We start from the raw sequence: 26,901 nt of genomic DNA, 5'->3' as shown, positions 1-26,901 counted from the left end.
GCACCCCTCATCCGGGGTCGGGCGCCGGGCGCTGGGGAAGGCCGACCGCGGGGGTGATGAGCCGCTTGGCCAGCCCGGCCCGGTCGGTGCCGACCTTACGGTAGACATCGGACAGCAGCCGGGCGACCTCGCGCTCCTCCAGCCCCGTGGCCTCGCCGATCCGGGCGTCCGACCAGCCCTCGGCGGCCCGCTCGGCGACGGCCTGCTCCTGTGAGGTGAGCGGGCTGGTGTGATCGACACGCAGTTGCATGGGGCGCAGCCCGGCCGCCGACAGCTCGTCACGGGCCCGGGCCGCGAGCGCGTCGGCCCCGCAGCGCACGGCTCCCTCCAGACCGCGGTAGAGCCGGTCGCCGGCCTCCTGGGGCAGGCCGATGCGGCGCAGCGCGGCGCCGTGGTCGACCAGCGCCACGGCCAGGTCGTAGGCGGCCGGTGACCGCATCAGATGGCTGACGGCCTCGGCCAGCAGCTTGATCCGGTCCGGCCCCTGGGTCACGGTGGCGGCGGTGTGCAGCGCCTTTCCGATGGCGGAGTGGGTGCCGAACTGACGGGCGCGGCGCACCGCGTCGTCGGCGACCTCGGCGGCCTGCCGGGGATCGGTCAGCGCGAGGCTCTGGGCGAGGTGGAGCTGCCAGGGGCACCAGGCGGGGTTGCGCATACCGCGTCCGTCCATGCGGCGGCCGACCTCGGTGAGCTGGCTCCGGGCCTCGCGGTGCAGATTGGTGGCCAGCAGCAGCTCGCCGCGGACCGCCGGCACATCGGGGCAGAGCGTGGCCTGCGGCAGGGTCTCGCCGCGGTGCCGGGCCGCGAACTCCTACGCCTCCTGGACCCGGCCCCGGCAGATCAGCGTTCCGATGAGGGTGCCGACCGCGGTCCAGTGCGCGGGGGTCGAGGAGCCCACCAGGTCGGCGATCCGCATCCCCTCACGGGCCAGCTCCTCCGCCTCGCCGAGGGCGCCGCGGCGCAGACGGGCGTAGCCGAGGAGGGTGAAGCCGAACGCCAGGTGGGAGCCGCGCCAGCCCTTGCGCTCGCATTCGGCGATGCCCTTGTTGAACAGCTCCTCGGCGCGTCCGGGCTGGTCGCAGTGGAGGAAGACCAGGGCCACCAGGGTGGGAACCTCGAAGCCCCAGTCGTCGTCGGTCCAGCTGAGGCCGTCGCCGAGGGCTTCTTCCGCGTAGTGCAGGGCGGTGGCGACCGGCTCTCCGCGCGTCATCGCGTCCCAGGCGCGCAGCCCCATCAGATAGCGCTCGGCCATGCCGCGGCCGGTGAGGTGGTCGGCGAGCCGGGCGAGCCGCCGGGAGCGGGCGGGCGACTCCTTCTCGTCGGCGCGGAACATGTTCCACATCAGCTGCTCGGTCTGCATCCGCAGCCGGGTGCGGGCGCTGGTGGCCCGCCCGACCTCGTCGGCGAAGACCCGGGCGGCCTCCTCCATCCGGCCGCTGTGGCCGTACGCCTGGGCGAGCCGGTAGGTGATCGCCTCGCGCAGCTCGGGGCCGAGCGCGGGCTCCTCGAGCGCGGCCCGCAGATGGTTGACGGTGACGTCGGGCTCGGTGAGCTGGGCGGCGCAGCCCAGCTCGTACAGCACGGCGGCGCGCTCCTCCAGGGCGGGTGGTTCGCGCAGGGCCCGGGCCAGACAGCGGCGCCCGGCGTCGGGGGCTCCGGCGCGCAGATATTCCTGGGCGGCCGCCCGCAGATGGCGTACCACCCAGGGGTCGCCCTCGGGGTGCATCTCCAGCAGATGCCGGCCGGCGGCCGCGGAGCCCAGGCCCGCGCCGAGCACCACGGTGGCGGCCTGACCGTGCATGGCCACCCGCAGGGCGCCGGGGATGGCCTGGTAGACGGCGGTGGCGATGAGCGGGTGGAGGTACTCCAGGGGCCGGGTGCCGTTCCCGGGGCGCGGCGGGGCCAGGATCCGCGCGTCGACGAGCCGGGCCACCACATCGGCGGCCTCGGTCTCGCTGAGCCCGGCGACATTGGCGGTCAGCGCCGGGGTGGCCTCGATGCCGAGGACGGCGACGGCCCAGGCGAGGCGGACGGCGGCGGTGCCGAGACGGGTCAGCCGGTCGTTGAGCCCGCTGTCCTTGGCCGAGGAGACCAGCTCGCGCAGCGCGGGCAGGTTCTCCGACTGCGGTTTCAGCCGGCGGTCGCGGATCTTGGCGGTGAGCTCGGTGACCTCCCAGGGGTTGCCGCCGGTCATCGCCCAGCACTCACGGCAGAACGCCTCGTCGGCGTGGTCCCCGAGGACCTCACGGACGATCCTGCCGACTCCGCTCGGGGTGAGCGGTGCCAGCACATGCGGCCGTGATCCCTGGCGCTCGACCAGGGTCCGTATCGCGGCGACGTCGGCGGTCAGGTCCTCCGGGCGGTAGCCGACGGCGAGCAGCAGGGGCAGGTCGGCGGTGCGCGGGGCGAACCGGATGAGCCAGTCCAGTGATTCGGGGTCGGCCCAGTGGACATCGTCGAGGATCATGACGACCGGGGCGTGCTCCACGGCGAAGCGGGTCACCAGCCAGTCGAGGCCGTCGCGGACGCCCTGCGGATCGGGTGCCCCGCCGTGGCCCGAGACCACCAGGCCGACCGCGGGCGCGACGATCTCGTACCAGCCGCCGAGGATCCTGCGGTGCTCGTCCTCGCCGGTCGCCGCGAGCACCGGCTGGAAGAGCTGGCGCACCACGTGGAAGGCCGCGCCCCGTTCGTGCTCGCCGCCGCGGGCCCGGAGCACGGTGCAGCCGCGGGCGGCGGCCCGTCGGCGCGCCTCGCCGAGCAGCGCGGTCTTGCCGACGCCGCCGGGCCCCTCGAAGGCGATCACTCCGCCGCTGCGGGTGTCGGCCCCGTCGACGGGATCCGTGCCGCACAGTTCGGTCAGCGCGGCGTCCACCGCGCGCAGCTCCCGCTCCCGCTCCAGCAGTGTCCGACGCGTCCGGTTCTGTTGGCTCATGTACTCCGCCACGTTGCTTCCCCTCCGGCAGGTGACGCCGAGCGTAGCGCGGATGGCACGCTGCGTAGCTCCCCCACGGGGGGATTTCCGCCGGGCATTGCCAGTGGCACACGCCAATTCACCACCTCCTCTATCGATGCCACGTCGCGCACGCGAGGATGACCGGATTCAACGGGTTGGCCAGATACCGCTTTCGCCCGTGGTATATGCGGGCTCGGGCCGCCCGAACGACGAAGGGGGCGGACACGACTCATGCACACGCACGCTGCGCGACCACACGCCCGGCGGACGGCACTGCTGCGCCGGGCGGCCCTGTTCGGCTTTCCGGCCTCCGCGGATCTCAGTCCCGGCACCGAGGCGGCCAGGCACCACACCATCCAATGGCTCTCGCGGTTCGGCGTCTTCGAGGACCACGCGTCCGTCGCCGAGTACGACGCGCTCCGCTTCGACGTGCTGGCGGGCCTGTTCTACCCCCGGGCGACCGGCGCCGACCTGAACCTGGGCAGTGACCTCGTGGGCTGGTACTTCGTCTTCGACGATCAGTTCGACGGGGAGCTGGGCTGCCGTCCGGAGGCGGTGGCGCGGCTGGTGGCGGACGTCATACGGATCACCGACGAGGACCTGGCGCACGGCAGGGCGGGCGGCGACGACGGGCCGCTGCTGGAGAGCTTCCGCGATCTGTGGCGCCGGATCAACTCCGGGCGGCCTCAGGTGTGGCGGGACCGCTTCCGCCACCACTGGCTGGAATACCTGCGCTCCTACTACCGCGAGGCCCTGGAGCGGACCGGCGCGCTGCCCGGGGCCGGCGGCGCGGACGCGCCGCGCACGGTGGAGGCCGTACTGGCGCTGCGGCGCCACTCGATCGGCGTACAGCCCTGTCTCGATCTGAACGAGCCGTTCGGCGGCTACACCCTGCCGCCCGCGCTGCACGGCGGCTTCCCGCTGGAACGGATGCGGGAGGCTACGGACGATGTGGTGGTCTTCACCAATGACATCGCCTCCCTGGACAAGGAGCTGGCCGTCGGCGACGTCCACAACAGCGTCATCGTCCAGTGGGAGCGCGCGGGTGGTGAACTGGAGGACGCGGTACGCCATATCGCCGACCTGGCCAATGCCCGGTACCGCTGGTTCGAGGAGACCGCGGCCGGGCTGCCCGCGGTGCTCGCCGAGGCGGGGGCCGACCCGGACACCCACCGCGCCGTGGCACGCTATGTGGACGGCATGCGGCATGTGATGACGGGCAATCTGGGCTGGTCGCTGCGTACGGCCCGGTACGACGAGCAGGGCACCGAGGCGGTCAGCGGGGGGCGGCAGCGGCCCTGGGCTCAGCTGACCGGGGGCTCAGCTCGCGTAGCGCCGCTCGACCGCTCGGACGCCGTAGCGCCGCCGACCGGTCAGTTCGCGTAGAGCTGCTCGATCTGCGCGGCGCAGACCTTGTACACCGCGTCGCGCCGCAGTTTGAGCGAGGGCGTCAACAGCCCGTCCGCCACGGTGAATTCGTTCGGGAGGATACGGAAGGCCCTGATCGACTCAGCCCTGGACACCGAGAGGTTCGCCGTGGAGACCGCCTGCTGGATCTCCGCGTGCAGCGCCTTGTTCGCCGACGCGTGCTCCCGGCCGACCGGGAGCCGCGCGTCGACCACCTGGTGCCAGCGCCTCAGCATCTCGGCGTCCAGGGTGATCAGCGCCCCGACGAAGGGGCGGTTGTCGCCCACCAGGACGCACTGCGAGATCAGCGGATGCGCCCGCAGCCGCTCCTCCAGGGGCAGCGGGGAGACGCTCTTGCCGCCGCTGGTGATGATGATGTCCTTCTTACGGCCGGTGATGGTCAGATAGCCCTCGCCGTCGAGGAATCCGACGTCTCCGGTGCGCAGCCAGCCGTCGCGCAGCGCGGCCCCGGTGGCCTTGGGATCGTCCACGTAGCCGGCGAAGACGGTGCCGCCGCGCACCCATACCTCGCCGTCCGGCGCGATGCGCACCGCCGTGCCCGGCATCGGGCGGCCCACGGTGCCGTGCCGGGGGCGGCCGGGCGGCTGCGCGGTGACGGCGGCGGTGGTCTCGGTAAGGCCGTAGCCGTTGTAGACGGTGATTCCGGCGCCCGCGAACGTCAGCCCCAGCTCCCGGCTGAACGGTGAGCCGCCGGTGACCGCGTAGCGCACCCGGCCGCCCAGGACGGCTCTCAGCCGCCGGTAGACCATGTGGTCGAAGACGGCGTGGGCGGCTCTGAGCCCGGGGCCCGGCCCCTTCCCGGCGCCCTGTGCCTGCTGCTCGACCGCCGCGGCGTAGCGCACGGCCGTGTCCATGGCCCGCTCGAAGAGCGAGCCCTTGCCCGCGTCCTGGGCGGCGGTCCGGGCGGCTCCGAGGATCCGCTCGAAGATGTAGGGCACCGCGAAGACGCAGGTCGGGTGGAAGGACTGGAAGGACGGCAGCAGCGACGCCGGGCTGAGCTCGGGCTCGTGCCCCATGAGGATGCCGCCCCGCACACAGAGCACTTGGACCATCAGTCCGTAGATGTGCGCCAGCGGGAGGAACGCGAGGATCGCGGGCCGCTGTCCGGGCTCGGCGAACAGTCCGCTCCAGCCCGCGAACAGGGTGTCGCATTCGGCGGCGAGATTGGCGTGGGTGATCATGCATCCCAGGGGCCGTCCGGTGGTGCCCGAGGTGTAGCAGATGACCGCCGTACCGCGCGGTTCGACGAGCCAGCGCCGCTCGGTGACCAGTTCCTCGTGGACGCCGGCGCCGCGCCGCCACAGCTCCGTGACGCAGCCCTGGTCCAGCTGCCAGATGGAGCGCAGCGCGGGAAGGGTGTCGCAGACGGCGCCGACCGTCATGGTGTCGTCCTCGCCCTCCACCACCACGGCCACGGCCCGCGTCTGGGCCAGGATCCAGCGCACCTGCTCCGCCGAGGAGGTGGGGTAGACGGTCACCACCTGGGCGCCGACGGACCACAGGGCATAGCTGAACAGCGTCCACTCGTAGCGCGTCCGGGCCATCAGGGCCACCCGGTCACCGAACCGCACTCCCTCGGCCAGCAGGCCCTTCGCCAGCGCCAGGACCTCGTCCCGGAAGGCCGCGGCGGTCACCGGATTCCACTGGCCGCGGTCGGCGGCGTCGCGCCGGGCGAACTGGATCCTGTCCGGTTCGCGGTCCGCCAGTTCGTACACCGAGTCCGCGAGCCCGCCCGCGCGCAGAGGTTCCACCATGTGAGGGAGACTGAATTCGCGCACGACACCCCCTTTTCAGCCGACTTTCCGCCCCGCACAACGGGGAGGTGGGAGGGAAAACTACCTCCCGGGGCCGGGGCTGCATAGAGCGTGGACGATTCTGTCCCGCCCACGGAGACCCGGCGCGACCTGCCGGTGTTACCGTGAGTCACGCTCATGTTGAGGCATGGGGTGTGAAGGTTTGGCGAATCCGCGATGAAATCGCGGGAAACGAGCCCGGAGGGCCTATCCCGCGATATGAGGCGCCATCAGGCCGCCCCGCGTTCTGATCCTGGCCGATAACGCACTACGGGGCGGGCCGTCCGGTCCGGCCGGACCCGCCCGCCCCGATCAGCCTCCCCGGTTCAGGTGAGGTCGAACTCGCCCTCACGCGCGCCCAGGACGAAGGCGCGCCACTCGGCCGGGGTGAAGATCAGCGCCGGGCCCTCGGGACGGCGGCCGTGGCGCATCGCGATGAATCCCTCGACGAAGGCGATCTCCACATCGCCCACGCCCTGGCTGCTCGACTGCCACTGGGCGCCCGAGAGGTCGAGTTCGGGCTTCTCGCCGCTTCCTGTCAGTGGCTGTTCGGTGGTGGTGGTATCGGCCACGTCGGCTCATCCTCCCGGATCGTCGTCCGCGCCCCACCCTAGCGATCGTGACCGGTGCCGCACAGGCCACGAAAGGAGGAGTGAGCAGGAGACTCAACCGGCGGGTGACGTGTCCGCGACCACCCACATCGAGAAGAACTGCGAGCCTCCGCCATAGGCGTGGCCGAGCGCCTTACGGGCGCCGTCGACCTGGTGTTCGCCCGCCCGCCCGCGCACCTGGAGCGCGGCCTCGGCGAACCGCAGCATGCCGGACGCCCCGATGGGGTTGGTGGACAGCACCCCGCCCGAGGGGTTGACCGGAAGCTCGCCGTCGAGCTCGGTCACCCCCGACTCGGTGAGCTTCCAGCCCTCCCCCTCGTCCGCGAAGCCCAGGTTCTCCAGCCACATGGGTTCGTACCAGCTGAAGGGCACATACATCTCCACCGCGTCGATCTCCCGGCGCGGGTCGGTGATCCCGGCCTGGCGGTAGACGTCGGCCGCGCAGTCCCGGCCGGCCCTCGGCGAGACGAAGTCCTTCCCCGCGAAGAGCGTCGGCTCGCTGCGCATGGCGCCGCCGTGCATCCAGGCGGGCGGATACGGGGCACGGTCCGCGCCCGCGCGGTCGGTGAGCACCATGGCGCAGGCGCCGTCCGAGGAGGGGCAGGTCTCGGAGTAGCGGATGGGGTCCCACAGCATCGGGGACGACCGCACCTGGTCCAGCGTCAGGTCGTGCTCGTGGAGATGCGCGTAGGGGTTGCGCAGCGCGTTGCGGCGGTCCTTGTAGGCCACGAGGGCGCCGATGCCGGAGGGCGCGCCGGTGCGCCGCATGTACGCCCGGACGTGCGGGGCGAAGAAGCCGCCCGCCCCGGCCAGCAGCGGCTGCTGGAAGGGGATGGGCAGGGACAGCCCCCACATGGCGTTCGACTCCGACTGCTTCTCGAAGGCGAGGGTGAGGACGGTCCGGTGGACACGGGCGGCGACCAGGCCCGCGGCCACCAGCGCGGTGGAGCCGCCGACCGAGCCCGCGGTGTGCACGCGCAGCATCGGCTTGCCGACCGCGCCGAGCGCGTCGGCGAGGTACAGCTCGGGCATCATCACGCCCTCGAAGAAGTCGGGGGCCTTGCCGATGACGACGGCGTCGATGTCCGACCAGGTCAACTGGGCGTCCTCCAGGGCCCGCACGGCGGCCTCCCGGACCAGCCCGGCGATGGAGACGTCCCGGCGTGCGGCGGTGTGCTTGGTCTGGCCGATCCCGACGACGGCCACCGGCTCCTTCGTCATGAGGCATCCCCTTCCAGGACGGCCACCAGGTTCTGCTGGAGACAAGGGCCCGAGGTGGCGTGGGCGAGGGCCCGGTCGGCGGCGCCGCGGTGGATGGCGGCGGCGGCCTCGCCGAGGCGGATCAGCCCGGCGGCCATCATGGGGTTGGCGGCCAGCGCCCCGCCGGACGGATTGACGCGTACGTCCTTCCCCAGCCGCAGCTCATGGCGGAGGATCAGCTCCTGCGAGGTGAAGGGCGCATGCAGTTCGGCGAGGTCGACGGGGGTCTCGAAGGCACCCGCGCGCTCGGCGGCGAGCCGGGTGGACGGGGAGCGGGTGAGGTCCCGTACGCCGAGGGCGTGCGCCTCCGTCCGGTGGTCCATGCCGCGGATCCAGGCGGGGCGGCGGCAGAGCCGGCGCGCGGTGTCCCCGGCGGCGAGCACGACGGCGGCCGCGCCGTCGCCGACCGGCGGGCAGTCGTGGCGGCGCAGCGGCCGCACCAGATACGGCTCGTCCAGGAGGGCCTCGGGCGGCGGTGAACCGGCAAGCTGGGCATGGGGGTTGTCCTCGGCCGCGGTCCGGCTGCGCGCCGCGACCCCGGCCAGCGCCCGCTCGTCTGCGACGGTGTCCCCGGTGTCCTCCGCGTCGAGCAGCGCCTGGGCCTGGAGCGCGGCGAGGGAGACCGAGTCCGGCCACAGGGGCGCCACGTAGTACGGGTCGAGCTGGCGGGTGAGGACCTCCCGCAGATCGCCGGGCGAGGACTTGCCGTAGGAGTAGACGAGCGCGGTCTCGGCCTCGCCCGTCAGCAGCCTCGTCCATGCCTCGTACAGCGCCCAGGCGCCGTCCATCTCCACATGGGACTCCGAGATGGGCGGCCAGGCGCCGACGCCGTCGAGGGCCATGGTGAAGGAGAAGGCGCGGCCCGCCAGGTAGTCGCAGGAGCCGGAGCAGGTGAAGTCGATCTCGCCCGCCCGGAGTCCGACGGCGTCGAGCACCCGGTGGAGGACGGGCATCAGCATCTCGACCTCGGAGGTCTCCGCGGTGTCGCGCCGGTGGTCGCTCTGGCCGAAGGCGACGATGGCCACCTCTCGCATCTACAACATCTCCTTGTAGGTGTCGTAGTCGGCGTCGGGTTCGCCGGTGGGGCGGTAGTGGTCGGGGTAGCGGCCGTCCTCGCTCCATACGGGCTCCACGCGCAGCCCCATGCGCACCTCGTCGTAGGGGATGCCGCCGATGCGCGCGTGGAGGGCCAGATCGGCGCCGTCCAGGGCGATGTGGGCGTAGACGTAGGGCACCTCGATGTCGAGGTTGCGGGCCTTGATGTTCACGATGCAGAAGGTGGTGACCGTGCCGCGCGGGCCGACCTCCACCTGCTCGTCGGTGGCGACACCGCAGGTGGGGCAGGCGCCCCGGGGCGGGACGTACACCTTGCGGCAGGACGGGCAGCGCTCCCCGTAGGTGGTGCGGTCGGCGAGGGCCCTCAGATAGCGCGACTGGGCGCGGCCGGGCGCGTAGGTGTAGTCGAGGCGGGCGGGGGCCACGATGCCGCTGACGGGGTCGGTGAACGTACCCCTGTGCGGCACGGCTTCGCCGCCCTCGGCGCCGTCGTACGGCTCGAAGCAGGCGATGTCGGTGATGGCGCCCTCGCGCTCCCCGGCCCAGCGGATCCGCACCCGCATCCCGGTGCGCACGGCGTCGGGGCCGGGTGCGTCGAGGGCGTGGAGGAGGGCGGTGTCCGCGCCGTCCAGCCGCACCAGCACCCAGGCGAAGGGGGTGCGCAGGGGCTGGCCGCGGCGCGGCGAGGGGTTCCAGGCCCAGGTGGTGACGGTGCCGGTGGGGGCGACCTCGACGAGGTCGGACAGCTCGTCGGCGGTGACCGGGTCGTATTCGACGGGCGGCACCAGGACCCGGGAATCGGTGGTGCGCACGCCGAGCACGGTGCGTGTCCGCAGTCCGGTGAGGAAGGCGCTCTGGACCGGGCCGAGGGAGCGGGTGAACGGGAACTCGACGACCAGAGGCGCCTGGAGCACCTCGGGTGAGGGGGCCGGGGTCATGGGGGTGCGTCTCCTTCCGAGCGGCCGCGGGGTGGGTGCGGCGGCCTGAGGTGTGGGGGTCACGCCCGGCGGTAGACCGGCGGCCGTTTCTCCGCGAAGGCTTTCGAGCCCTCCTTGGCGTCGGCGGTGTCGAAGATGGGCCAGCCGCGCTCGAGTTCGGACTTCAGGCCGTCGGTCTCGGTCATCTCGGCGGTCTCGTAGACGGACGCCTTGACCGCCTCGACGGCCAGCGGGCCGTTGGCGTTGATCAGTTCGGCGATCTCCAGGGCCTTCTCCAGCGCCGTGCCGTCCGGGACGACATGGCCGATCAGCCCGATCCGCGCCGCCTCCTCGGCCGGGTAGGGGCGCCCGGTGAGCAGCATCTCCAGGGCGTGGGTGCGGGGCAGTTGGCGGGCCAGCCGTACGGTGGAGCCGCCGATGGGGAACAGCCCGCGCCGGACCTCGAAGAGCCCGAAGGTGGCGCCGCGGCCCGCGACCCGGATGTCGGTGCCCTGGAGGATCTCGGTGCCGCCCGCGACACAGGGGCCCTCGACTGCGGCGATCACCGGCTTGCGCGGCCGATGGTGGCGGAGCATCGCCTTCCAGTGCAGATCGGGGTCGGCCGCGAGGCGGTCGCGGACGTGCTGTCCGTCCATCCGGCCGCCGCCCGCGAGCGCCTTGAGGTCCATTCCCGCGCAGAAGGCCCCGCCGGCGCCGGTGAGCACCACGGAGCGCACGGCGTCGTCCTCGTCGGCCTCGGTCCAGCCGTCGTACAGCCCGACCAGCATCGGCAGCGAGAGCGCGTTCCTGGCCTCGGGCCGGTTCAAGGTGAGCACCAGGGTCGCGCCGACGCGCTCGACGATGAGGTGTTCGGTCCCGCTTGTCACGACGTCCTCCCGTCTCGAGACCTAGAACAGGTTGCAGCAGCCGGGGACCGACTTCAAGAGAAATCTGATGCTCAGTCAGATTTCTTGTTCCGCGGGCCTTCCCACCTCATCCCGGCGCGGCTCTAATGAGCGCCGAGCCGCCGGATCGAGGGGTCAGGAGGAGTCGTGGAGTACAACCTTGCCGACCTGTTCGAGTCGATCGTCGACACGGTGCCCGGCAGAGAGGCGCTGGTCTACCTCGACCACCCCGGCACCGGAGCCGAGCGACGGCTCAGCTACGCCCAGCTGGACGCGGCCGCCAACCGGCTCGGCCACCATCTGATGGACAGCGGTATCGCCCCGGGCGAGCATGTCGGACTGCATCTGTGCAACGGCGTGGAGTACCTCCAGACCGCGCTGGCCTGCCTGAAGATCCGGGCGGTGCCGGTGAACGTCAACTACCGCTACGTCGAAGACGAGTTGGTCTACCTCTACCGCGACGCGGAGCTGGCCGCGCTGGTCTACGACGCCGAGTTCGGCGAGCGGGTGGCCGCCGCGCTGCCCCACACCCGCACCCTGCGCCATCTGGTGCGGGTCGGCCCCGGGGACGGCACCGGCCCGTCCGTGGCGTTCACCGACGCCGAGGCGTCCGGGTCGCCCGAGCGCGGGTTCCCGGCGCGGTCCGCCGACGACCGCTTCATCATCTACACCGGCGGCACCACCGGGATGCCCAAGGGCGTGGTCTGGCGGCAGGAGGACCTCTTCTTCTCCGGGCTTGGCGGCGGCGCCCCGACCGGCCAGCCCGTCGAGCGCCCGGAGGAGCTGGCCGAGCGGGTGGCCGCGGGCGGCGAGGGACTGGTCTTCTTCCCCACCCCGCCGCTGATGCACGGAACCTCCACCCTTACGGCCTTCATCGCCTTCAACTTCGGTCAGAAGGTAGTGCTGCACCGGAAGTTCGTGCCGGAGGAGGTGCTGAGGACGATCGAGAAGGAGAAGGTCACCGCGGCCTCGCTGGTCGGCGACGCGATGCTGCGGCCCCTGGTGGACGCCCTGACCGGCCCCCTCAAGGGCACCGATCTCTCCTCGCTGCTCAGCGTCAGCAGCTCGGGCGCGATCCTCTCGGAGACCGTACGCGCCCAGTTCGCCGAACTCTCCCCGCACACCCTGCTGTTGAACAACTTCGGCTCCTCGGAGTCCGGGTTCAACGGCACGGCCACCGCCGACTCCGGCCCCGAGAAGGGCTTCCGGCTGCGCGTCAACGCCCGGACGACGGTGGTGGACCCGGCGACCCTCGCCCCGGTGGCGCCCGGTGAGCCCGGCCGGATCGCCCAGCGCGGCCATGTGCCGCTCGGCTACTACAACGACCCCAAGAAGACCGCCGAGACGTTCTTCGAGGCGGACGGGGAGCGCTGGGTGCTGCTCGGCGACATGGCGACCGTCGACGAGAACGGTGTGATCACCGTCCTCGGGCGCGGTTCGCAGTGCATCAACACCGGGGGCGAGAAGGTCTATCCGGAGGAGGTCGAACAGGCCCTCAAGGCCCATCCGGATGTGTACGACGCGCTGGTGGCGGGCGTTCCGGACACCCGCTGGGGCCATCGCGTCGCGGCCGTCGTCCAGCCCCGTACGGAGGCGTCCGGACTCACCGCCGACGCGGTCCGCGACCACTGCCGGGAGCGGCTCGCGGGCTACAAGATCCCCCGTACGGTCGTCTTCACCGACCGCATCCAGCGCTCCCCCAGCGGCAAGGCGGACTACCGCTGGGCGCGGGCGGTGGCGGAGGGAGCGGACCAGGACACCCCGTAGGCTGACCGGGTGATCGTTCCCTCTTCTGTGTCCCTGGCCGACGGGATCACGATGCGGACCCCCGTCGAGGACGACGCCCAGGCGCTCGCCGACGCGTACACGCGCAACCGCGAGCATCTGCGCCCCTCCAGCCCACGGCGGGACGAGAGCTTCTTCACCGCCGACGGCCAGGCCGCCCGGCTGCGGGACCAACTGGAGCAGTGGGAGTCCGGCCGGATGGTGCCCTGGGTGCTGGTCGGCGGCGAGCGGATCCTGGGCACGGTCACGCTGTCGCACATCGTCCTCGGGCCCTGGCGCAACGCCCATCTGGGCTACTGGATCGACGCCGGGCACCTCGGCCGCGGGCTGGCCACCCTGGCCGTCCGGTCCGTCTGCCGGACGGCCGATGAGCGGCTCGGACTGCACCGGATCGAGGCCAGCACACTGGTGGAGAACGTCCCGTCCCAGCGCGTCCTGCTGGGCTGCGGATTCACCCGGATCGGCATGGCGCCGGACTATCTGCACATCGCCGGCGCCTGGCGGGACCATCTGCTCTTCCAGCGCGTCCTGAACGACCGCCCCGCGGCCTGACCGCCGCCTTACGGCGCTCCGCGCTCGCACACCGACGGCAGCGAGCGGCCCAGCGCCACGGTGTGCAGCGGGTCCAGATGCCGCCCGTGGACCACGGCGGCGGCCCCGGCCGTGAGGTGTCCCACGCAGGAGGGGGACTCCCGCACGGCCGCCGAGTCCGCGATGGCGCGCACGAGTTCGCCGTTGATCCGGTTGATCTCCAGCCGGACCCGGCCGAGGTCGGGGCGTTCGGTGGGCGCCTGCGCGGGGTCGGCGTCCCAGCGGCTGTACAGGCCGCGCTGGACGACCTTGCTGGCCTCGATCTGGTCGCGGAAGATCCTCGATGTGGCCACGGGGTCGGCGCCCAGCTCCTCGGCCTGCCGCGCCACCGCCTCCAGCACCTCCCGCTCCCGCGCCGGGTCGTCGATCGGACTGTCCGTGCCCCACTTCGCGGCGGCGACCTCATCGGCCACCAGCACCCGCTGCGCGGACAGTTCGACCAGCGGCCGCAGGGTGCCGTGCTGGACACGGGCCGGGCCGGCCGGTGCGGCGACGGCGGCGGTGGCCCCGGTGGCCAGCACGGTGGCGGCCAGCACGGCGATCAGCGCATGACGCGGGGACGGATGCGGTCGCATGGGCGGGGATCCTCTCTCGGCGGTACGGGCGGCCCGCGCCATCGTCCAGGCGGCCCGGGTGGCGGGTTCTGGAACGATAGGGCGCCCACCGCGAGCACGCCACGGGGCCGGTCCCGCGGGGAGCGGAACCGGCCCCGTAAGCGCCGGCCGGTTCAGGCGGGCTGGGGCGGCCGGGCCAGCTCGGCCTGGCCGAACAGCAGGGCGTAGCCCTCGGGCAGTTGGCCGAGGATGCGGCGCAGCAGCTCCGGGCCCGCCACCCGCCCGACGATTCCCAGCACCGATCCGGCGTCCCAGCGGGCGGTCGCCCGGGTGGATCCGGGGGTGTGCGCGGCGATGTCCTTGACGAACCCCCAGCCGGTCAGCCGCTCGGAGCCGGGAATCTCGGCGGCGAGCACCCGCGCCGCCCTCCGGGGCAGTGCCGCGGCGAGGGCGACCCGCTCCTCACCGGTGAGCTGGCGCCCCAGGGCGGCCAGCACCGTGCGGGTGACCTCCTCGGCCCTTTCCCGGGTGGAGTAGAGGCCGTCGTACCGCACCGCCTCGATCAGCTCGTCGTACGTCATACCGGGCTCCTGCCGCCCCGGGCGACGCTGCTGGAACATGGGTGTGAAGGTGCCTTTCTCGTGAAGGGGTGGGGATGCGTCAGGCGGTCAGCTGGCGGGGCGCGCCCGTCCCCTCGCTGATCTTGATCTTGCGCGGCTTGGCCTTCTCCGAGATCGGCAGGCGCAGGGTGAGGACCCCCGCGTCGTACGAGGCGTCGATCCCCTCGGTGTCGAGGGTGTCCCCGAGGATGAGCTGACGGGTGTGGAGGCCGGAGGGGCGCTCCGAGGCGATCATCTCGGCGCCCTCGGGGGCCGGGGAGCGGCGCTCGGCGCGGACGGTCAGCACATTGCGCTCGACATCGAGGTCGATGGTGTCCGGATCGATGCCCGGGAGATCGAAGTGGACGACGAACTCGTCGCCCGCGCGGTAGGCGTCCATCGGCATGGCGGCCGGCCGTACGGCGGTGCCGAGCATCTGCTGGGACAGTCGGTCGAGCTCCCGGAAGGCGTCGGTGCGCATGAGCATCACAGATCACTCCTTTTCGTATCGCGCTGCGTGCGATGCCCTATGCCTTTTTATATAGCGCGACCGACATTAAGTTGACAACCCCACGCTCAATGCGGGGCCTGACCTGCGTCGACCGCGCCTTCCCAGTACGGCTCGCGCAGCCGCCGCTTGTAGAGCTTGCCGTTGGGGTCGCGCGGCATCTCGGCAATGAAATCCACCGACTTGGGGCATTTGTACCTGGCGAGCCGGGTGGTGCAGTGGGCGAGGATCTCCTCGGCCAGGCCGGGCCCCGGCGCATGCCCCTCGGCGGGCTCCACGACCGCGATGACCTGCTCGCCCCAGTCCTCGTGGGGGATCCCGAAGGCGGCGGCGTCGGCGACGGCCGGATGGGTGAGCAGCGCGGCCTCGATCTCGGCGGGGTAGATGTTGACCCCGCCGGAGATGATCAGGTCGATCTTGCGGTCGCGGAGATAGAGATAGCCGTCCTCGTCCAGGAGGCCGAGGTCGCCGACGGTGAAGAAGTCGCCGATGCGGTTCTTCTCGGTCTTGGACCTGTCCTTGTGGTAGGCGAAGCCCCCGGTGCTCATCTTCATGTAGACGGTGCCGAGTTCACCGGCCGGGAGCCGGGTTCCCTCGTCGTCGAAGATGGCGATCTCGCTGATCGGCCAGGGGCGGCCGACGGTCCCCGGCTTCTTCAGCCAGTCCTCGGCGGTGGCGAAGGCGCCGCCGCCCTCGCTGGCCGCGTAGTACTCCTCGACACAGCCGCCCCACCAGTCGATCATTCCCCGCTTGACGTGGTCGGGGCAGGGCGCGGCGCCGTGGATGGCGTGGCGCATCGACGAGACGTCGTACGAGCGCTTGACCTCGTCGGGGAGGGCGAGCAGCCGGTGGAACTGGGTGGGCACCATATGGGTGTGGGTACAGCGGTGGGTGTCGATCAGGCGCAGCATCTCCTGGGGCGTCCACTTGTCCATGAGCACCAGGGGATGGCCGATGTGCAGCGACGAGCTCGCGAACTGCAGGACGGCGGTGTGGTAGAGCGGTGAGCACACCAGATGGACGTGGTCGGGCTCCTCGGCGCGCGGCCTGATGCCGAAGAACCGCAGGAAGCCGCCGAGGTGGCTCTCCTCGGGGAGCTTTCCGGTCAGCGCACGGCGGATGCCGCGCGGCCGGCCCGTGGTGCCGGAGGTGTAGTTCATCACCCAGCCCAGCTCCCGGTCGGCGGGCGGCTCCTCCGGCTGCCCCTCGAGGAGTTCGGCGTACGGGCGGAAGCCGTCGATGGCGCCGACCGCGTAGCGGTGGGACGCGGGCAGCCCGGCCTCGTCGGCGGCCGCGGCGGCCTGCCCGCCGTAGCGCTCATGGGCGATCAGCACCTTGGCGCCGGAGTCGGAGACGATCCAGGCGATCTCGGGGCCGACCAGATGGTGGTTGACCGGCACCAGGTAGAGCCCGGCCTGGGTGGCGGCGAGCGCGGCGACGAAGAACTCCACCCCGTTGGGCAGGACGACCGCCAGGGCGTCGCCGCGGCGCAGTCCGGCGGCGCGCAGCCCGCCGACGAGCCGGTTGCACGCGCTGTGCAGCCGCCCGGCGGTCCACTCCTCGCCGTCCGGGGCGATGAGCACGGTGCGGTCGGGCTCGAGCGCGGCCTGGGCCCAGAAGCCGTTGGGTGTAGGGGACATGGCGGTCCGGTCCTCCTTCTGACGGCGGGGTCAGGGGAATGTCGAACAGGGGTGGACGGGGTGGTGGAACGGGGGTGTGCGGGGCGGGCGCGGTCAGACGCGTCCGGCGATGCGGTTGACGCGGTCGATGGCGCGCTCGAAGCCGCGGGTCAGCTCGTCGAAGACCGCTCGCACCGGGCGGACGGAGTCCATCCGGCCGACGATCTGGCCGACCGGCGTCCCGAGCAGCGGCTCCACCTCGTACTTCTGGATGCGCGAGACGGCCTCGGCCACCAGCAGCCCCTGGAGCGGCATGGGCAGCGGACCCGGGCCGTCCGGGTCCTCCCACGCGTCGGTCCACTCGGTGCGCAGTTGGCGGGCGGGTTTGCCGGTGAGGGCGCGGGAGCGCACGGTGTCCCCGGATCCGGCCGCCAGCAGCTTGCGGGTGAGGGCCGCCGAATGCAGTTCGGCCTCCTCGGTGGTGAGCCAGAGGGAGCCGATCCACACGCCCTGGGCGCCCAGCGCCAACCCGGCGGCGATCTGCTCACCGCTGCCGATGCCGCCCGCGGCGAGCACCGGCAGCGGGTCCACGGCCCGCACCACCTCGGGGGTGAGCACCATGGAGGCGATCTCGCCGGTGTGGCCGCCCGCCTCATAGCCCTGGGCGACGATGACATCGAGCCCCGCCTCCTTGTGGTGGAGGGCGTGGCGGGCGCTGCCCGCGAGGGCGGCCACCAGGATGCCGTGGTCATGGGCGCGGGCCACGACATCGGCCGGGGGTGAGCCCAGGGCGTTGGCCAGGAGTTTCACGGGGTAGTCGAAGGCCACGTCGAGCTGGCCGCGGGCCACCTGCTCGAGCCAGCCGGTGATCCGCCAGCCGGACGCCTCGCCCTCGGCGAGCTCGGGGACGCCGTGCTTGGCGAGGGTGTCCCGGACGAAGGCGCGGTGGCCCTCGGGGATCATCGCCTCGATATCGGCCTCGGTGACCCCCTCCACCTTCTTCGCGGGCATCACGACGTCCAGGCCGTACGGTCTGCCGTCGGTGTGCGCCTCCATCCAGTCGAGGTCGCGGGCCAGCTCCTCGCCCGCGCCGTAGCGGACCGCGCCGAGCACACCGAAGCCGCCGGCCCTGCTGATCGCCGCGGCCACGGCGGGGAACGGCGTGAAACCGAAGACGGCGTGCTCGACACCCAGCCTTGTGCTCAGCTCCGTCTGCATGGGCGGCAGGATGCCGCAGGGCGCCGGACGAAGGAAGAGTTTTTCTGACGCTACGTCAGATTCGGAGCAAGAAAACCGCGCACCGGGCCGTCCGGAGGGACCGCGGGGGGCTCCCGGGGGTCACTTCTCCAGCACCGCCATGGCCGCGTTGTGCCCGGGGATTCCGCTCACCCCGCCGCCGCGCACCGCGCCCGCGCCGCACAGCAGCACATTGGCGTGGCGCGTCTCCACGCCCCAGCGGCCGGTGCCCTCCTGGGCGTACGGGAAGGCCAGGTCCCGGTGGAAGATGTTGCCGCCGGGCAGCCGCAGGTCGGCGTCCAGGTCCAGCGGGGTCTTGGCCTCGATGCACGGCCGCCCGTCGGCGTCATGCGCCAGACAGTCGGTGATCGGCTCGGCCAGATGGGCGTCCAGCTCCGCGAGGGTGGCGCGCAGCAGCGCGGTGCGCGCCGCGTCGTTGTCCTCGGTGAACAGCCGGGCGGGGGTGTGCAGTCCGAACAGGGTCAGGGTCTGATAGCCCTCGCGCGCGAGCTCCGGGCCGAGGATCGACGGATCGGTCAACGAGTGGCAGTAGATCTCCGACGGCGGCCGGTGCGGCAGCTCCCCTGCGGCCGCCTGGTGGTACGCCTCCTCCAGGGCGCCGTACCCCTCGGCGATGTGGAACGTCCCGGAGAACGCCTCGCGCGGGTCCACCTCGCGGTCGCGCAGCGCGGGCAGCCTGCGCAGCAGCATGTTCACCTTGAGCTGCGCCCCTTCGGCGGGCGGCGCGGGCGGCTCCTCGCCCAGCAGCCGGGCCAGCTCGCGCGGTGCGGCCCCGACGAGCACGTGCCGGGCGGCCGCGGTGCCCTCCCCCGCCTCGCCCTCGTACCGCACCTCCGCCGAGGTGCCGTCGGTGGCGATCGACGTGACCTCACGCCCGGTCGCGATCCGCGCGCCCGCCGCGCGGGCGGCGTCGGCGAGGGCGTCGGTGAGCGCGCCCATGCCGCCGACGGGCACGTCCCAGTCGCCGGTGCCGCCGCCGATCACGTGGTAGAGGAAGCAGCGGTTCTGACGCAGCGACGGGTCGTGGGCCCGCGCGAAGGTGCCGATGAGCGCGTCGGTGAGGACCACGCCCCGGACGAGGTCGTCGTCGAACGCGGCCTCGATCGCCTCCCCCAGCGGCCGCTCGAACAGCGCCTGCCACGCCGCGTCGTCCCCGATCCGCGCCCGCAGCTCCTCCCGGCTGGGCAGCGGCTCGGTCAGCGTGGGAAAGACCCGCTCGGCGACGCGCTGGGTCATGCCGTAGAACCGCTCCCAGGACGCGTACTCCCGGTCCGACCCGGTCAGCCGCTCGAACGCGGCGCGCGTCCGGCCGGTGGCGGCGGTGTCCACCAGCAGCCCGGTGGGGCGCCCGCCCCGGACGTCGGGCGTGTACGAGGACACCGCGCGCTTGCGCACCGCGAAGCGCAGTCCGAGGTCGTCGACGATCCGCCGCGGCAACAGGCTGACCAGGTAGGAGTAGCGCGACAGCCGTGCGTCCACCCCGGGATAAGGCCGCGCGGACACGGCCGCGCCACCGGTGTGGCCGAGGCGCTCGAGCACCAGCACGCTCCGCCCGGCGCGGGCGAGGTACGCGGCGGCGACCAGACCGTTGTGACCACCGCCGACGATGACGACGTCGTACGCATCGCTGTGAGACATGCCCTCTGGTTAGCACGCGGTGATCGCCGGGGCCAGGCCGCACCGGGGGCAGCTCCGGGGCCAGGCCGCCGGGGGGGGGGGACGCCTGCCGCGAGGCCGCCGGGGCACGTCTGCCGCCAGACCGGAGGGACGACTGCCGCCAGACCGCCGGGGTCACGCCTGCCGTGCCCGCCGCCCCGCCGTGTCGGCCCTCTCGGCCGTGTCGGCCGCGTCGGCCGTCTCGTCGCCGCGGTGGCCCAGCCGCTCCAGGCAGTGTGCCTCGTCGCCGCGGCTGACGAGGGTGTCGGGATGGTCGGGACCGAGGACGCGGACGCGGGAGCGGGTCACCCGGCGGTAGCCGGCCAGCGCGTCCGACCAGCGGCCGAGCCAGCCCAGGGCGACGGCCACCTCACGACGGCTGACCAGGGTGTCCGGGTGGTCCGGGCCCAGGGCGCGCTCGCGCAGGGCGCAGACCTCCCGCGCCTCGGCGAGCGCCTCCTCCCAGCGGCCGAGCCGACCGAGGCCGACGCCGAGGCCGTGCCGGGCGCGCAGGGTCTCCGGATCGGCCGGGCCCTGGGCGCGGGTGCGGTCCTCGACCAACGCGCGGTAGACCTCGAGGGCCTCCTCGCCCCGGCCCAGCAGACCCAGACCGACGCCGATCTCGTAACGGGCGGCGAGGGTGTCGGGGTGGTGGGGGCCGAGGACGCGGGCGCGGGCGGCGGCCACCTCGCGGAAGATGCCCAGGGCCTCGCCCCAGCGGTCGAGGCGGCCGAGGGCGCACGCCACCTCGTAGCGGGTGACCAGCGTGTCGGGGTGGTCGGGGCCCAGCACCCGGGCGCGGGCCGCGGCCACCCGCTCCGCCATCCGGTACGCCTCCGCCCGGCGCCCCAGACAGCCCAGGTTGAAGGCGAGGTTGTGGCGGCAGCGCAGGGTGTCGGGGTGGTCGGCGCCCATGGTCCGCTCGCGGGCGGCGAGCACGGCGGTGTAGACGTCCTGGGCCTCGGTGAAGCGGCCGAGGCGGCCCAGGGTGAACGCGGTCTCCTGGCGGGCGGCGAGGGTGTCCGGATGGTCGGGGCCCAGGACGCGCCGACGGCCCGCGGCGACCCGCTCGTACTCGCGCAAGCCGTCGCCGGGACGGCCCAGGACCCCGAGGGCGAAGGCGATCTCGTAGCGGCTGGCGAGGGTGTCGGGGTGATCGGCGCCGAGCGCGTGCTCGCGCTCGGCGGCCACCGCGCGGTGGGTTTCCACGGCCTCCGCCCAGCGGCCCGCCCGCCCCAGGTCCAGCCCGGCGCGGTGCCGCTCGGCGAGTCGGGCCCGTACCCCGGGCGGGGTCGACGGGGTGGGACGCACCGTGACGCGGCCGCCGGTCCAGGCGCCGGTGAGCGCGGCCGTCGCGTCGGGCGGGGTCGCCGACAGCAGTCCCGCACCGCCGGTGTGCGCCGTGGACCCGGTGGTCATGCGGCGGGCCCAGGCCGGGAGGCGGGGAGCCGGCGGCCCGGCGGTCAGCAGGCCCGGAGCAAGCGGTCCCCCGGCCGGGAGCGCGCCGCGCGGCCCGGGGAACGGCGGCGGCCGCCGGGATACCCGCCCCGGGGCGATCCGCCCGGCGAACTCGGCGGCGTCGGGGGGACGGTCCTCCGGGGCCTTGGCCAGCAGGTCGAGGACGGCGCGCTCGAACCGCTCGGGGAGTTCGGGCCGGTGGCGGCGCGGCGGGGCGGGCGGGGTGTGGCGGTGGCCGACGAGGATCGCCCAGGCGTCGTCGAGGGCGAACGGCGGCGCCCCGGTGGCCAGTTCGTAGAGCACACAGCCCAGCGAGTACAGATCGCTGCGGTGGTCGACCGGGTCGCCCGCGATCTGCTCGGGCGACATGTAGTGCGGGGTGCCCATGGCGACGCCGGTGCCGGTGAGCCGGGAGGTGAAGCCGACGTCATCGCCGAGGCGGGCGATGCCGAAGTCGCAGAGCTTCACGGTTCCGTCGGTGAGCCGCATGATGTTGGCCGGCTTCAGATCGCGGTGCACCACGCCCTGGTCATGGGTGTAGGCGAGGGCCTCGGCCACCTGTCCGGCGATGTCCAGCACCTCGGGGACCGGCAGCGGCCGGCGCGCGTTGTCGCCCAGCAGCCGGCCGAGGTCACGGCCCTCCAGCAGCTCCATGACCAGGTAGAGCACGCCCTCGTACTCGCCGAAGTCATGCACCACGGTGACCCCGCGGTGCTGCAGCGCGGCGGCGACCCGCGCCTCCCGGCGGAAGCGCTCGCGCACCACACCGGTGAACGAGGGGTCGTGCCGCGACCCCAGCGGCTTGAGGCATTTGACGGCGACGCGGCGGCCGAGCGACTCGTCCCGCGCCCGCCACACCTCGCCCATTCCGCCGCGCCCGATCCGGTCCAGCAGCCGATACCGGCCCTGGATCAGCCTGATGTCCGCCATGCTCCCCCTGCCTCGGCGGAAGTCACCTCCCGCCGCCCCCGTGGAGACCGGCCGTGAACGGCCGCGCCCCCGTCGCATCCCCGCTGTCCAGTATGGCCGCGTTTCTGCGCAGTTTGTAGGGCGAGGGGCGGCTGCCCGGGCCGAGCCGTTCGACCGCCCGCATGATGTGCTTCGGCGGTAGCTGCCAGCGGGCCGTGGGAGGGATGCAGCGCAGCGCCCTGCCCATCGCCCGCAGCCTGCGGGTGACCACCCGCGGCGGGGGCGCCGGGCGCCCGTAGAGCGCATGGGCGTACGGGGGCAGGGTCCCGTAGGCGAGCGAGGCGAAGCGCCCCCAGATCACCTCGCGCGCCGGGACGAGCAGGGCATGGACCGGGGGCCGCCGCAGAAAGGCGTCCACCTCGCGGGCCTCCGGGGTGGCGGCGAGTTCGGGGCGCACCGTCGCGAAGTACGCGGCGAGCGCCGCCGTATCGGCCGGTACGTCGGCGGGGTCGAGGCCGACCAGCCGGGCGGACACCACGTTCTCGGCGACATAGGCGTCCGCCTGGGCGTCGGTGAGCGGATAGCCGGAGCGCCGCATCACATGGAGGTAGGAGTCGATCTCGGCGCAGTGCACCCACAGCAGCAGCTCGGGCTCGTCGACGCCGTGCCGGACCCCGGTGACCGGGTCGGTCAGGGAGAGCCTGTGGTGAATGCCCCGGACCTTGGCGCCCGCCCGCTCGGCCGCCTCGGTGGTGCCGTAGGTGATGGTGGCGACGAACCGCGCGGTGCGCAGCAGCCGTCCCCAGGCATCCTTGCGGAAGTCGGAGTTCTGGGTGACGCCGCGCACCGCGAGCGGATGCAGCGCCTGGAGGTACAGGGCGCGCACGCCCGCGATCCACATCACCGGGTCGCCGTGCATCTGCCAGGTGACCGACCGGGGGCCGTAGAGCCCCGGGTCGCCGTCCGATCCGCCCCGCCGTATGGCCGCCGCCATGGCCACCACCTCCCGGCGGCCAGCCTAAGCGCTCCGCTGGAAGCCCCTGACCTGCCGTCGATCGTCCGCGGCGCCGTCGTGGCCGGTCACCGACCTGCCTGGGCTCGTCGGGCCCCGGGCGGGGAAGGACTCACTTCTTGAGCGGCTGGGTGAAGCGCAGCAGATTGCCGGCGGGGTCGCGGAAGGCGCAGTCGCGGACACCATAGGGCTGGTCCATGGGCTCCTGCAGCACTTCGCCGCCCGCGGTGCTGATGCGCTCGAAGGTGGCGTCGCAGTCGTCCGTGGCGAACAGGACGCCGCGCAGCAGGCCCTTGGCCATCAGCTCGGCCATGGCCTGCTTGTCGTCCTGCGAGGCGTTCGGGTCGGCGAGCGGCGGCTCCAGGACGATGTTCACGTCCGGCTGCGAGGGCGACCCGACCGTCACCCAGCGCATCCCCTCGAACCCGACGTCATTGCGCACCTCGAGGCCGAGCACATCGCGGTAGAAGGCGATCGCCTTGTCGTGGTCGTCGACGGCGATGAAGCATGTGGAAAGGGTGATGTCCATACCGCTCACGCTACGGCCGGGCGGCGGGGCTCGCTTCTCCGTTCCTGACCGGCCGGGTATGGATCTTGGCCATGCACGCCGGGATGGCGGCCCCGTCATCATGGCTCCGGGCCCGGTAGCCGCTCGGGCTCTCGCCGACCAACTGTGTGAAGCGCGAGCTGAACGACCCCAGCGAGGTACAGCCGACCGCGATGCAGACCTCGGTCACCGTGAGGTCGCCGCGTCGCAGCAGCGCCTTGGCCCGTTCGATGCGGCGGGTCATCAGATAGCTGTACGGGGTCTCGCCGAAGGCGGCGCGGAAGCTGCGGGAGAAATGGCCCGGCGACATCAGGGCGCCCCGCGCCAGCGCCGGGACGTCGAGCGGCTCGGCGTAGTCGCGGTCCATCCGGTCGCGGGCCCGCCGCAGCCGGACGAGGTCATCGAGATCCTGCCGTTTCACCGGCTCAGTTTCCCACAGCGGGGGCCGGTGCGGACCACGGGCGACGGTCGTCCGGACCGATCAGGAATGGAGAAGCCCCGGTCAGGGAGGCGTGGCTAGCGTCTGTGCCATGGACCTCACCATTCACTGGACCTTCCTTCCGCATGACGACCCGGACGCCTCCCTGGCCTTCTACCGCGACACCCTCGGCTTCGAGGTGCGCAACGACGTCGGGGACGGCGGGATGCGCTGGATCACGGTCGGCCCCGCCGGCCGGCCCGGGACATCCATCGTCCTGGAGCCTCCGGCCCTCGGCCCCGGCATCACCGACGACGAGCGCCGCACCATCGTCGAGATGATGGCCAAGGGCAGCTACGCCCGTATCACCCTGGCCACCGCCGACCTCGACGGCGTCTTCGAGCGGGTGCGGACCAGCGGCGCCGAGGTCGTCCAGGAGCCGACCGCGCAGCCGTACGGAATCCGCGACTGCGCCTTCCGCGACCCCGCGGGCAACATGATCCGCATCAACGAGCTGCGCTGAGCCGTACCGCGAGAACTGCCATGACCTGCGATTCGGACGTATTGTTCGAAGCCGGTCAGGTCGATTCGGGCGACACCGGCGGGGGCCGCGCGGGCGGCCTCCGCCCGAACAGATGGAGACACGATGAGCAGGGCCACGGACACGGACACGCGGTCGCCTGAACCCCATGCCGCCGACAGCCACGATCTGATCCGGGTGCACGGCGCGCGCGAGAACAACCTCAAGGACGTCAGCATCGAGATCCCGAAGCGCCGGCTGACGGTGTTCACCGGCGTCTCGGGCTCGGGCAAGAGCTCGCTGGTGTTCGACACCATCGCCGCGGAATCACAGCGGCTGATCAACGAGACCTACAGCGCCTTCCTCCAGGGCTTCATGCCGAACCTGGCGCGCCCCGAGGTCGATGTGCTCGACGGGCTGACCACCGCCATCACCGTCGACCAGCAGCGGATGGGGTCCGACCCCCGCTCCACCGTGGGCACCGCCACCGACGCCAACGCGATGCTGCGCATCCTCTTCAGCCGGCTCGGCACACCGCACATCGGCCCGCCCGCCGCGTACTCCTTCAACGTGGCCTCGGTCTCGGCGACCGGTGGCTTCACGGTCGACCGCGGGGCCGACAAGACGAAGACCGAGAAGGTGAGCTTCAGCCGCACCGGCGGCATGTGCACCCACTGCGAGGGCCGGGGCACGGTCTCCGACATCGACCTCACCCAGCTCTACGACGACTCCAAGTCGCTCTCCGAGGACCCGTTCACCATCCCCACCTACACCGGGGACGGCTGGGTCGTACGGGTCATCTCCGAGTCGGGCTTCTTCGACAAGGGCAAGCCGATCCGCGAGTACACCAAGAAGGAGCGGCACGACTTCCTCTACCGCGAGCCGACCAAGGTGAAGATCAACGGGGTCAACCTCACCTACGAGGGGCTGATCCCGAAGCTCCAGAAGTCGTTCCTGTCCAAGGACCGGGAGTCGATGCAGCCGCACATCCGGGCCTTCGTGGACCGGGCGGTCACCTTCGCCGAGTGTCCCGAGTGCGACGGCACCCGGCTCAGCGAGTCGGCCCGGTCCTCGAAGATCGGCGAGGTCAACATCGCCGACGCGTGCGCGATGGAGATCCGCGACCTGGCCGACTGGGTCCGCGGGCTCCAGGAGCCGTCGGTGGCGCCGCTGCTCACCAAGCTCCAGCACACCCTGGACTCGTTCGTGGAGATCGGCCTCGGCTATCTCTCGCTGGACCGGGCCTCGGGCACGCTCTCCGGTGGCGAGGCGCAGCGCACCAAGATGATCCGCCACCTCGGCTCCTCGCTCACCGACGTGACGTACGTCTTCGACGAGCCCACCATCGGTCTGCACCCGCACGACATCCAGCGGATGAACAACCTGCTGCTGCGGCTGCGGGACAAGGGCAACACGGTGCTCGTGGTGGAGCACAAGCCGGAGACGATCGCCATCGCCGACCATGTCGTGGACCTCGGCCCCGGCGCCGGGACGGCGGGCGGCACCGTGTGCTTCGAGGGCACCGTCGAAGGGCTGCGGGCGAGCGGCAGCGTCACCGGCCGCCATCTCGACGACCGGGCCACGCTCAAGGAGACGGTCCGCAAGGCCACCGGCCACCTGGAGATCCGCGGCGCGCGGGCGAACAACCTGCGGGACGTCGACGTCGACATCCCGCTCGGGGTGCTCTGCGTCGTCACCGGCGTCGCCGGCTCCGGCAAGAGCTCGCTCGTCCACGGCTCCATCCCGGCCCCGGAGGGTGTGGTCTCGGTGGACCAGACCCCGATCCGGGGCTCGCGCCGGAGCAACCCGGCCACGTACACCGGGCTGCTGGACCCGATCCGCAAGGCGTTCGCGAAGGCCAATGGCGTCAAGCCGGCGCTGTTCAGCGCCAACTCCGAGGGCGCCTGCCCCACCTGCAACGGCGCCGGTGTCATCTACACCGACCTGGCGATCATGCAGAGCGTGGCCACCACCTGCGAGGACTGCGAGGGCAAGCGGTTCAGCCCCTCGGTGCTGGAGTACCACCTCGGCGGCCGTGACATCAGCGAGGTGCTGGCGATGCCGGTGACCGAGGCCGAGGAGTTCTTCGGCAGCGGCGAGGCGCGCACCCCCGCGGCCCACAAGATCCTTCAGCGGATGACGGACGTCGGACTCGGCTATCTCACCCTCGGCCAGCCGCTCACCACACTGTCCGGTGGCGAGCGGCAGCGGCTCAAGCTGGCCGTGCACATGGCCGACAAGGGCGGGGTCTACGTCCTCGACGAGCCGACCACCGGGCTGCACCTCGCCGATGTCGAGCAGCTGCTCGGTCTGCTGGACCGGCTCGTGGACTCCGGCAAGTCGGTCATCGTCATCGAGCACCACCAGGCCGTCATGGCGCACGCCGACTGGATCGTCGACCTCGGTCCCGGCGCAGGGCACGACGGTGGGCGCGTCGTCTTCGAGGGCACCCCGGCCGACCTCGTGGCCGCCCGGTCCACCCTCACCGGTGAGCACCTCGCGGAGTACGTCGGCGGCTGACCGGGGCAGCCTACATCGGCAC

The 26,901-nt window shown here is 72.7% G+C and carries 21 protein-coding genes and 1 pseudogene; 5 read left to right on the top strand and 17 right to left on the bottom strand.

Annotation, left to right across the window (positions count from 1 at the left end):
• Positions 1-7: 7 nt before the first annotated feature.
• Positions 8-2,935 (bottom strand): annotated as a pseudogene (locus ACZ6TD_RS40330) (ATP-binding protein).
• Between the two features lie 252 nt (positions 2,936-3,187).
• On the opposite strand from ACZ6TD_RS40330, the gene ACZ6TD_RS40325 reads away from it, so the two are divergent.
• The gene (locus ACZ6TD_RS40325; RefSeq protein ID WP_471346129.1) at positions 3,188-4,342 is read left to right on the top strand and encodes an isoafricanol synthase; all 1,155 of its coding nucleotides are present in this window, start codon (positions 3,188-3,190) and stop codon (positions 4,340-4,342) included.
• Here ACZ6TD_RS40325 and ACZ6TD_RS40320 read toward each other — a convergent pair.
• The 6 genes from ACZ6TD_RS40320 to ACZ6TD_RS40295 all read right to left on the bottom strand — a co-directional run bounded on the left by ACZ6TD_RS40320 (position 4,330) and on the right by ACZ6TD_RS40295 (position 10,908).
• Complete coding sequence (locus tag ACZ6TD_RS40320) at positions 4,330-6,162, bottom strand: AMP-dependent synthetase/ligase (protein ID WP_471346127.1); 1,833 nt, start codon at positions 6,160-6,162, stop codon at positions 4,330-4,332. The genes ACZ6TD_RS40325 and ACZ6TD_RS40320 overlap by 13 nt on opposite strands.
• A gap of 341 nt (positions 6,163-6,503) precedes the next feature.
• Complete coding sequence (locus ACZ6TD_RS40315; protein WP_037958670.1) at positions 6,504-6,749, bottom strand: DUF397 domain-containing protein; 246 nt, start codon at positions 6,747-6,749, stop codon at positions 6,504-6,506.
• Positions 6,750-6,842: 93 nt separating this feature from the next.
• Positions 6,843-8,009 (bottom strand): thiolase domain-containing protein, encoded by a 1,167-nt coding sequence (locus ACZ6TD_RS40310; RefSeq protein ID WP_020873529.1) that lies wholly within the window; start codon positions 8,007-8,009, stop codon positions 6,843-6,845.
• Positions 8,006-9,082 carry a thiolase domain-containing protein gene (locus ACZ6TD_RS40305; protein WP_471346125.1) on the bottom strand — a complete coding sequence of 359 codons (1,077 nt, stop codon included), beginning with the start codon at positions 9,080-9,082 and terminating at the stop codon, positions 8,006-8,008. Before ACZ6TD_RS40305 ends, ACZ6TD_RS40310 begins: the two co-directional genes overlap by 4 nt.
• Positions 9,083-10,042, bottom strand: a complete 960-nt coding sequence (locus tag ACZ6TD_RS40300; RefSeq protein ID WP_471346123.1) for a Zn-ribbon domain-containing OB-fold protein — start codon at positions 10,040-10,042, stop codon at positions 9,083-9,085. It abuts the gene before it with no gap.
• A 59-nt stretch (positions 10,043-10,101) separates the two neighbouring features.
• On the bottom strand, positions 10,102-10,908 hold the full coding sequence (locus tag ACZ6TD_RS40295; RefSeq protein ID WP_471346121.1) for a crotonase/enoyl-CoA hydratase family protein: 807 nt from the start codon (positions 10,906-10,908) through the stop codon (positions 10,102-10,104).
• Between the two features lie 165 nt (positions 10,909-11,073).
• Here ACZ6TD_RS40295 and ACZ6TD_RS40290 point away from each other — a divergent pair, with 165 nt between their 5' ends.
• Together ACZ6TD_RS40290 and ACZ6TD_RS40285 are read left to right on the top strand one after the other, a co-directional pair.
• The gene (locus ACZ6TD_RS40290; RefSeq protein ID WP_471346119.1) at positions 11,074-12,693 is read left to right on the top strand and encodes an acyl-CoA synthetase; all 1,620 of its coding nucleotides are present in this window, start codon (positions 11,074-11,076) and stop codon (positions 12,691-12,693) included.
• 51 nt (positions 12,694-12,744) lie between these two features.
• Positions 12,745-13,263: a GNAT family N-acetyltransferase gene (locus tag ACZ6TD_RS40285; RefSeq protein ID WP_471358483.1), complete on the top strand. Its 519-nt coding sequence runs from the start codon at positions 12,745-12,747 to the stop codon at positions 13,261-13,263.
• Positions 13,264-13,271: 8 nt separating this feature from the next.
• On the opposite strand, the gene ACZ6TD_RS40280 is transcribed toward ACZ6TD_RS40285, so the two are convergent.
• From ACZ6TD_RS40280 to ACZ6TD_RS40235, 10 genes are all read right to left on the bottom strand, one after another.
• Entirely contained in the window at positions 13,272-13,877 is a 606-nt protein-coding gene (locus tag ACZ6TD_RS40280; protein WP_471346117.1) for a chorismate mutase, read from the bottom strand.
• Positions 13,878-14,029: 152 nt separating this feature from the next.
• The gene (locus tag ACZ6TD_RS40275; RefSeq protein ID WP_471346116.1) at positions 14,030-14,476 is read right to left on the bottom strand and encodes a DUF2267 domain-containing protein; all 447 of its coding nucleotides are present in this window, start codon (positions 14,474-14,476) and stop codon (positions 14,030-14,032) included.
• A gap of 40 nt (positions 14,477-14,516) precedes the next feature.
• A complete protein-coding gene (locus ACZ6TD_RS40270; RefSeq protein ID WP_471346114.1) occupies positions 14,517-14,942 on the bottom strand; it encodes an Hsp20/alpha crystallin family protein in 426 nt (141 codons plus the stop codon).
• An 89-nt stretch (positions 14,943-15,031) separates the two neighbouring features.
• A complete protein-coding gene (locus ACZ6TD_RS40265) occupies positions 15,032-16,603 on the bottom strand; it encodes an acyl-CoA synthetase (RefSeq protein WP_471346112.1) in 1,572 nt (523 codons plus the stop codon).
• A gap of 93 nt (positions 16,604-16,696) precedes the next feature.
• Positions 16,697-17,800 carry an NAD(P)H-dependent flavin oxidoreductase gene (locus ACZ6TD_RS40260; protein ID WP_471346110.1) on the bottom strand — a complete coding sequence of 368 codons (1,104 nt, stop codon included), beginning with the start codon at positions 17,798-17,800 and terminating at the stop codon, positions 16,697-16,699.
• 120 nt (positions 17,801-17,920) lie between these two features.
• Positions 17,921-19,477, bottom strand: coding sequence for a phytoene desaturase family protein (locus ACZ6TD_RS40255; RefSeq protein WP_471346108.1), 1,557 nt, complete (start codon positions 19,475-19,477; stop codon positions 17,921-17,923).
• Positions 19,478-19,630: 153 nt separating this feature from the next.
• Entirely contained in the window at positions 19,631-21,883 is a 2,253-nt protein-coding gene (locus ACZ6TD_RS40250; RefSeq protein ID WP_471346106.1) for a serine/threonine-protein kinase, read from the bottom strand.
• Positions 21,884-21,905: 22 nt separating this feature from the next.
• Positions 21,906-22,856 (bottom strand): oxygenase MpaB family protein, encoded by a 951-nt coding sequence (locus ACZ6TD_RS40245; protein ID WP_471346105.1) that lies wholly within the window; start codon positions 22,854-22,856, stop codon positions 21,906-21,908.
• 130 nt (positions 22,857-22,986) lie between these two features.
• Entirely contained in the window at positions 22,987-23,403 is a 417-nt protein-coding gene (locus tag ACZ6TD_RS40240) for a VOC family protein (RefSeq protein WP_471346104.1), read from the bottom strand.
• A 10-nt stretch (positions 23,404-23,413) separates the two neighbouring features.
• On the bottom strand, positions 23,414-23,842 hold the full coding sequence (locus ACZ6TD_RS40235) for a helix-turn-helix transcriptional regulator (protein ID WP_201855797.1): 429 nt from the start codon (positions 23,840-23,842) through the stop codon (positions 23,414-23,416).
• A 109-nt stretch (positions 23,843-23,951) separates the two neighbouring features.
• On the opposite strand from ACZ6TD_RS40235, the gene ACZ6TD_RS40230 reads away from it, so the two are divergent.
• Both ACZ6TD_RS40230 and ACZ6TD_RS40225 read left to right on the top strand, forming a co-directional pair.
• A complete protein-coding gene (locus tag ACZ6TD_RS40230; protein WP_471346102.1) occupies positions 23,952-24,362 on the top strand; it encodes a VOC family protein in 411 nt (136 codons plus the stop codon).
• A gap of 123 nt (positions 24,363-24,485) precedes the next feature.
• Positions 24,486-26,879, top strand: coding sequence for an ATP-binding cassette domain-containing protein (locus tag ACZ6TD_RS40225; protein WP_471346100.1), 2,394 nt, complete (start codon positions 24,486-24,488; stop codon positions 26,877-26,879).
• Positions 26,880-26,901 lie beyond the last annotated feature (22 nt).

It is taken from the genome of Streptomyces yongxingensis, from assembly GCF_055597465.1.
Note: the sequence above shows the minus strand (reverse complement) of the source record. Positions and strands in the feature narration are given on the sequence as shown.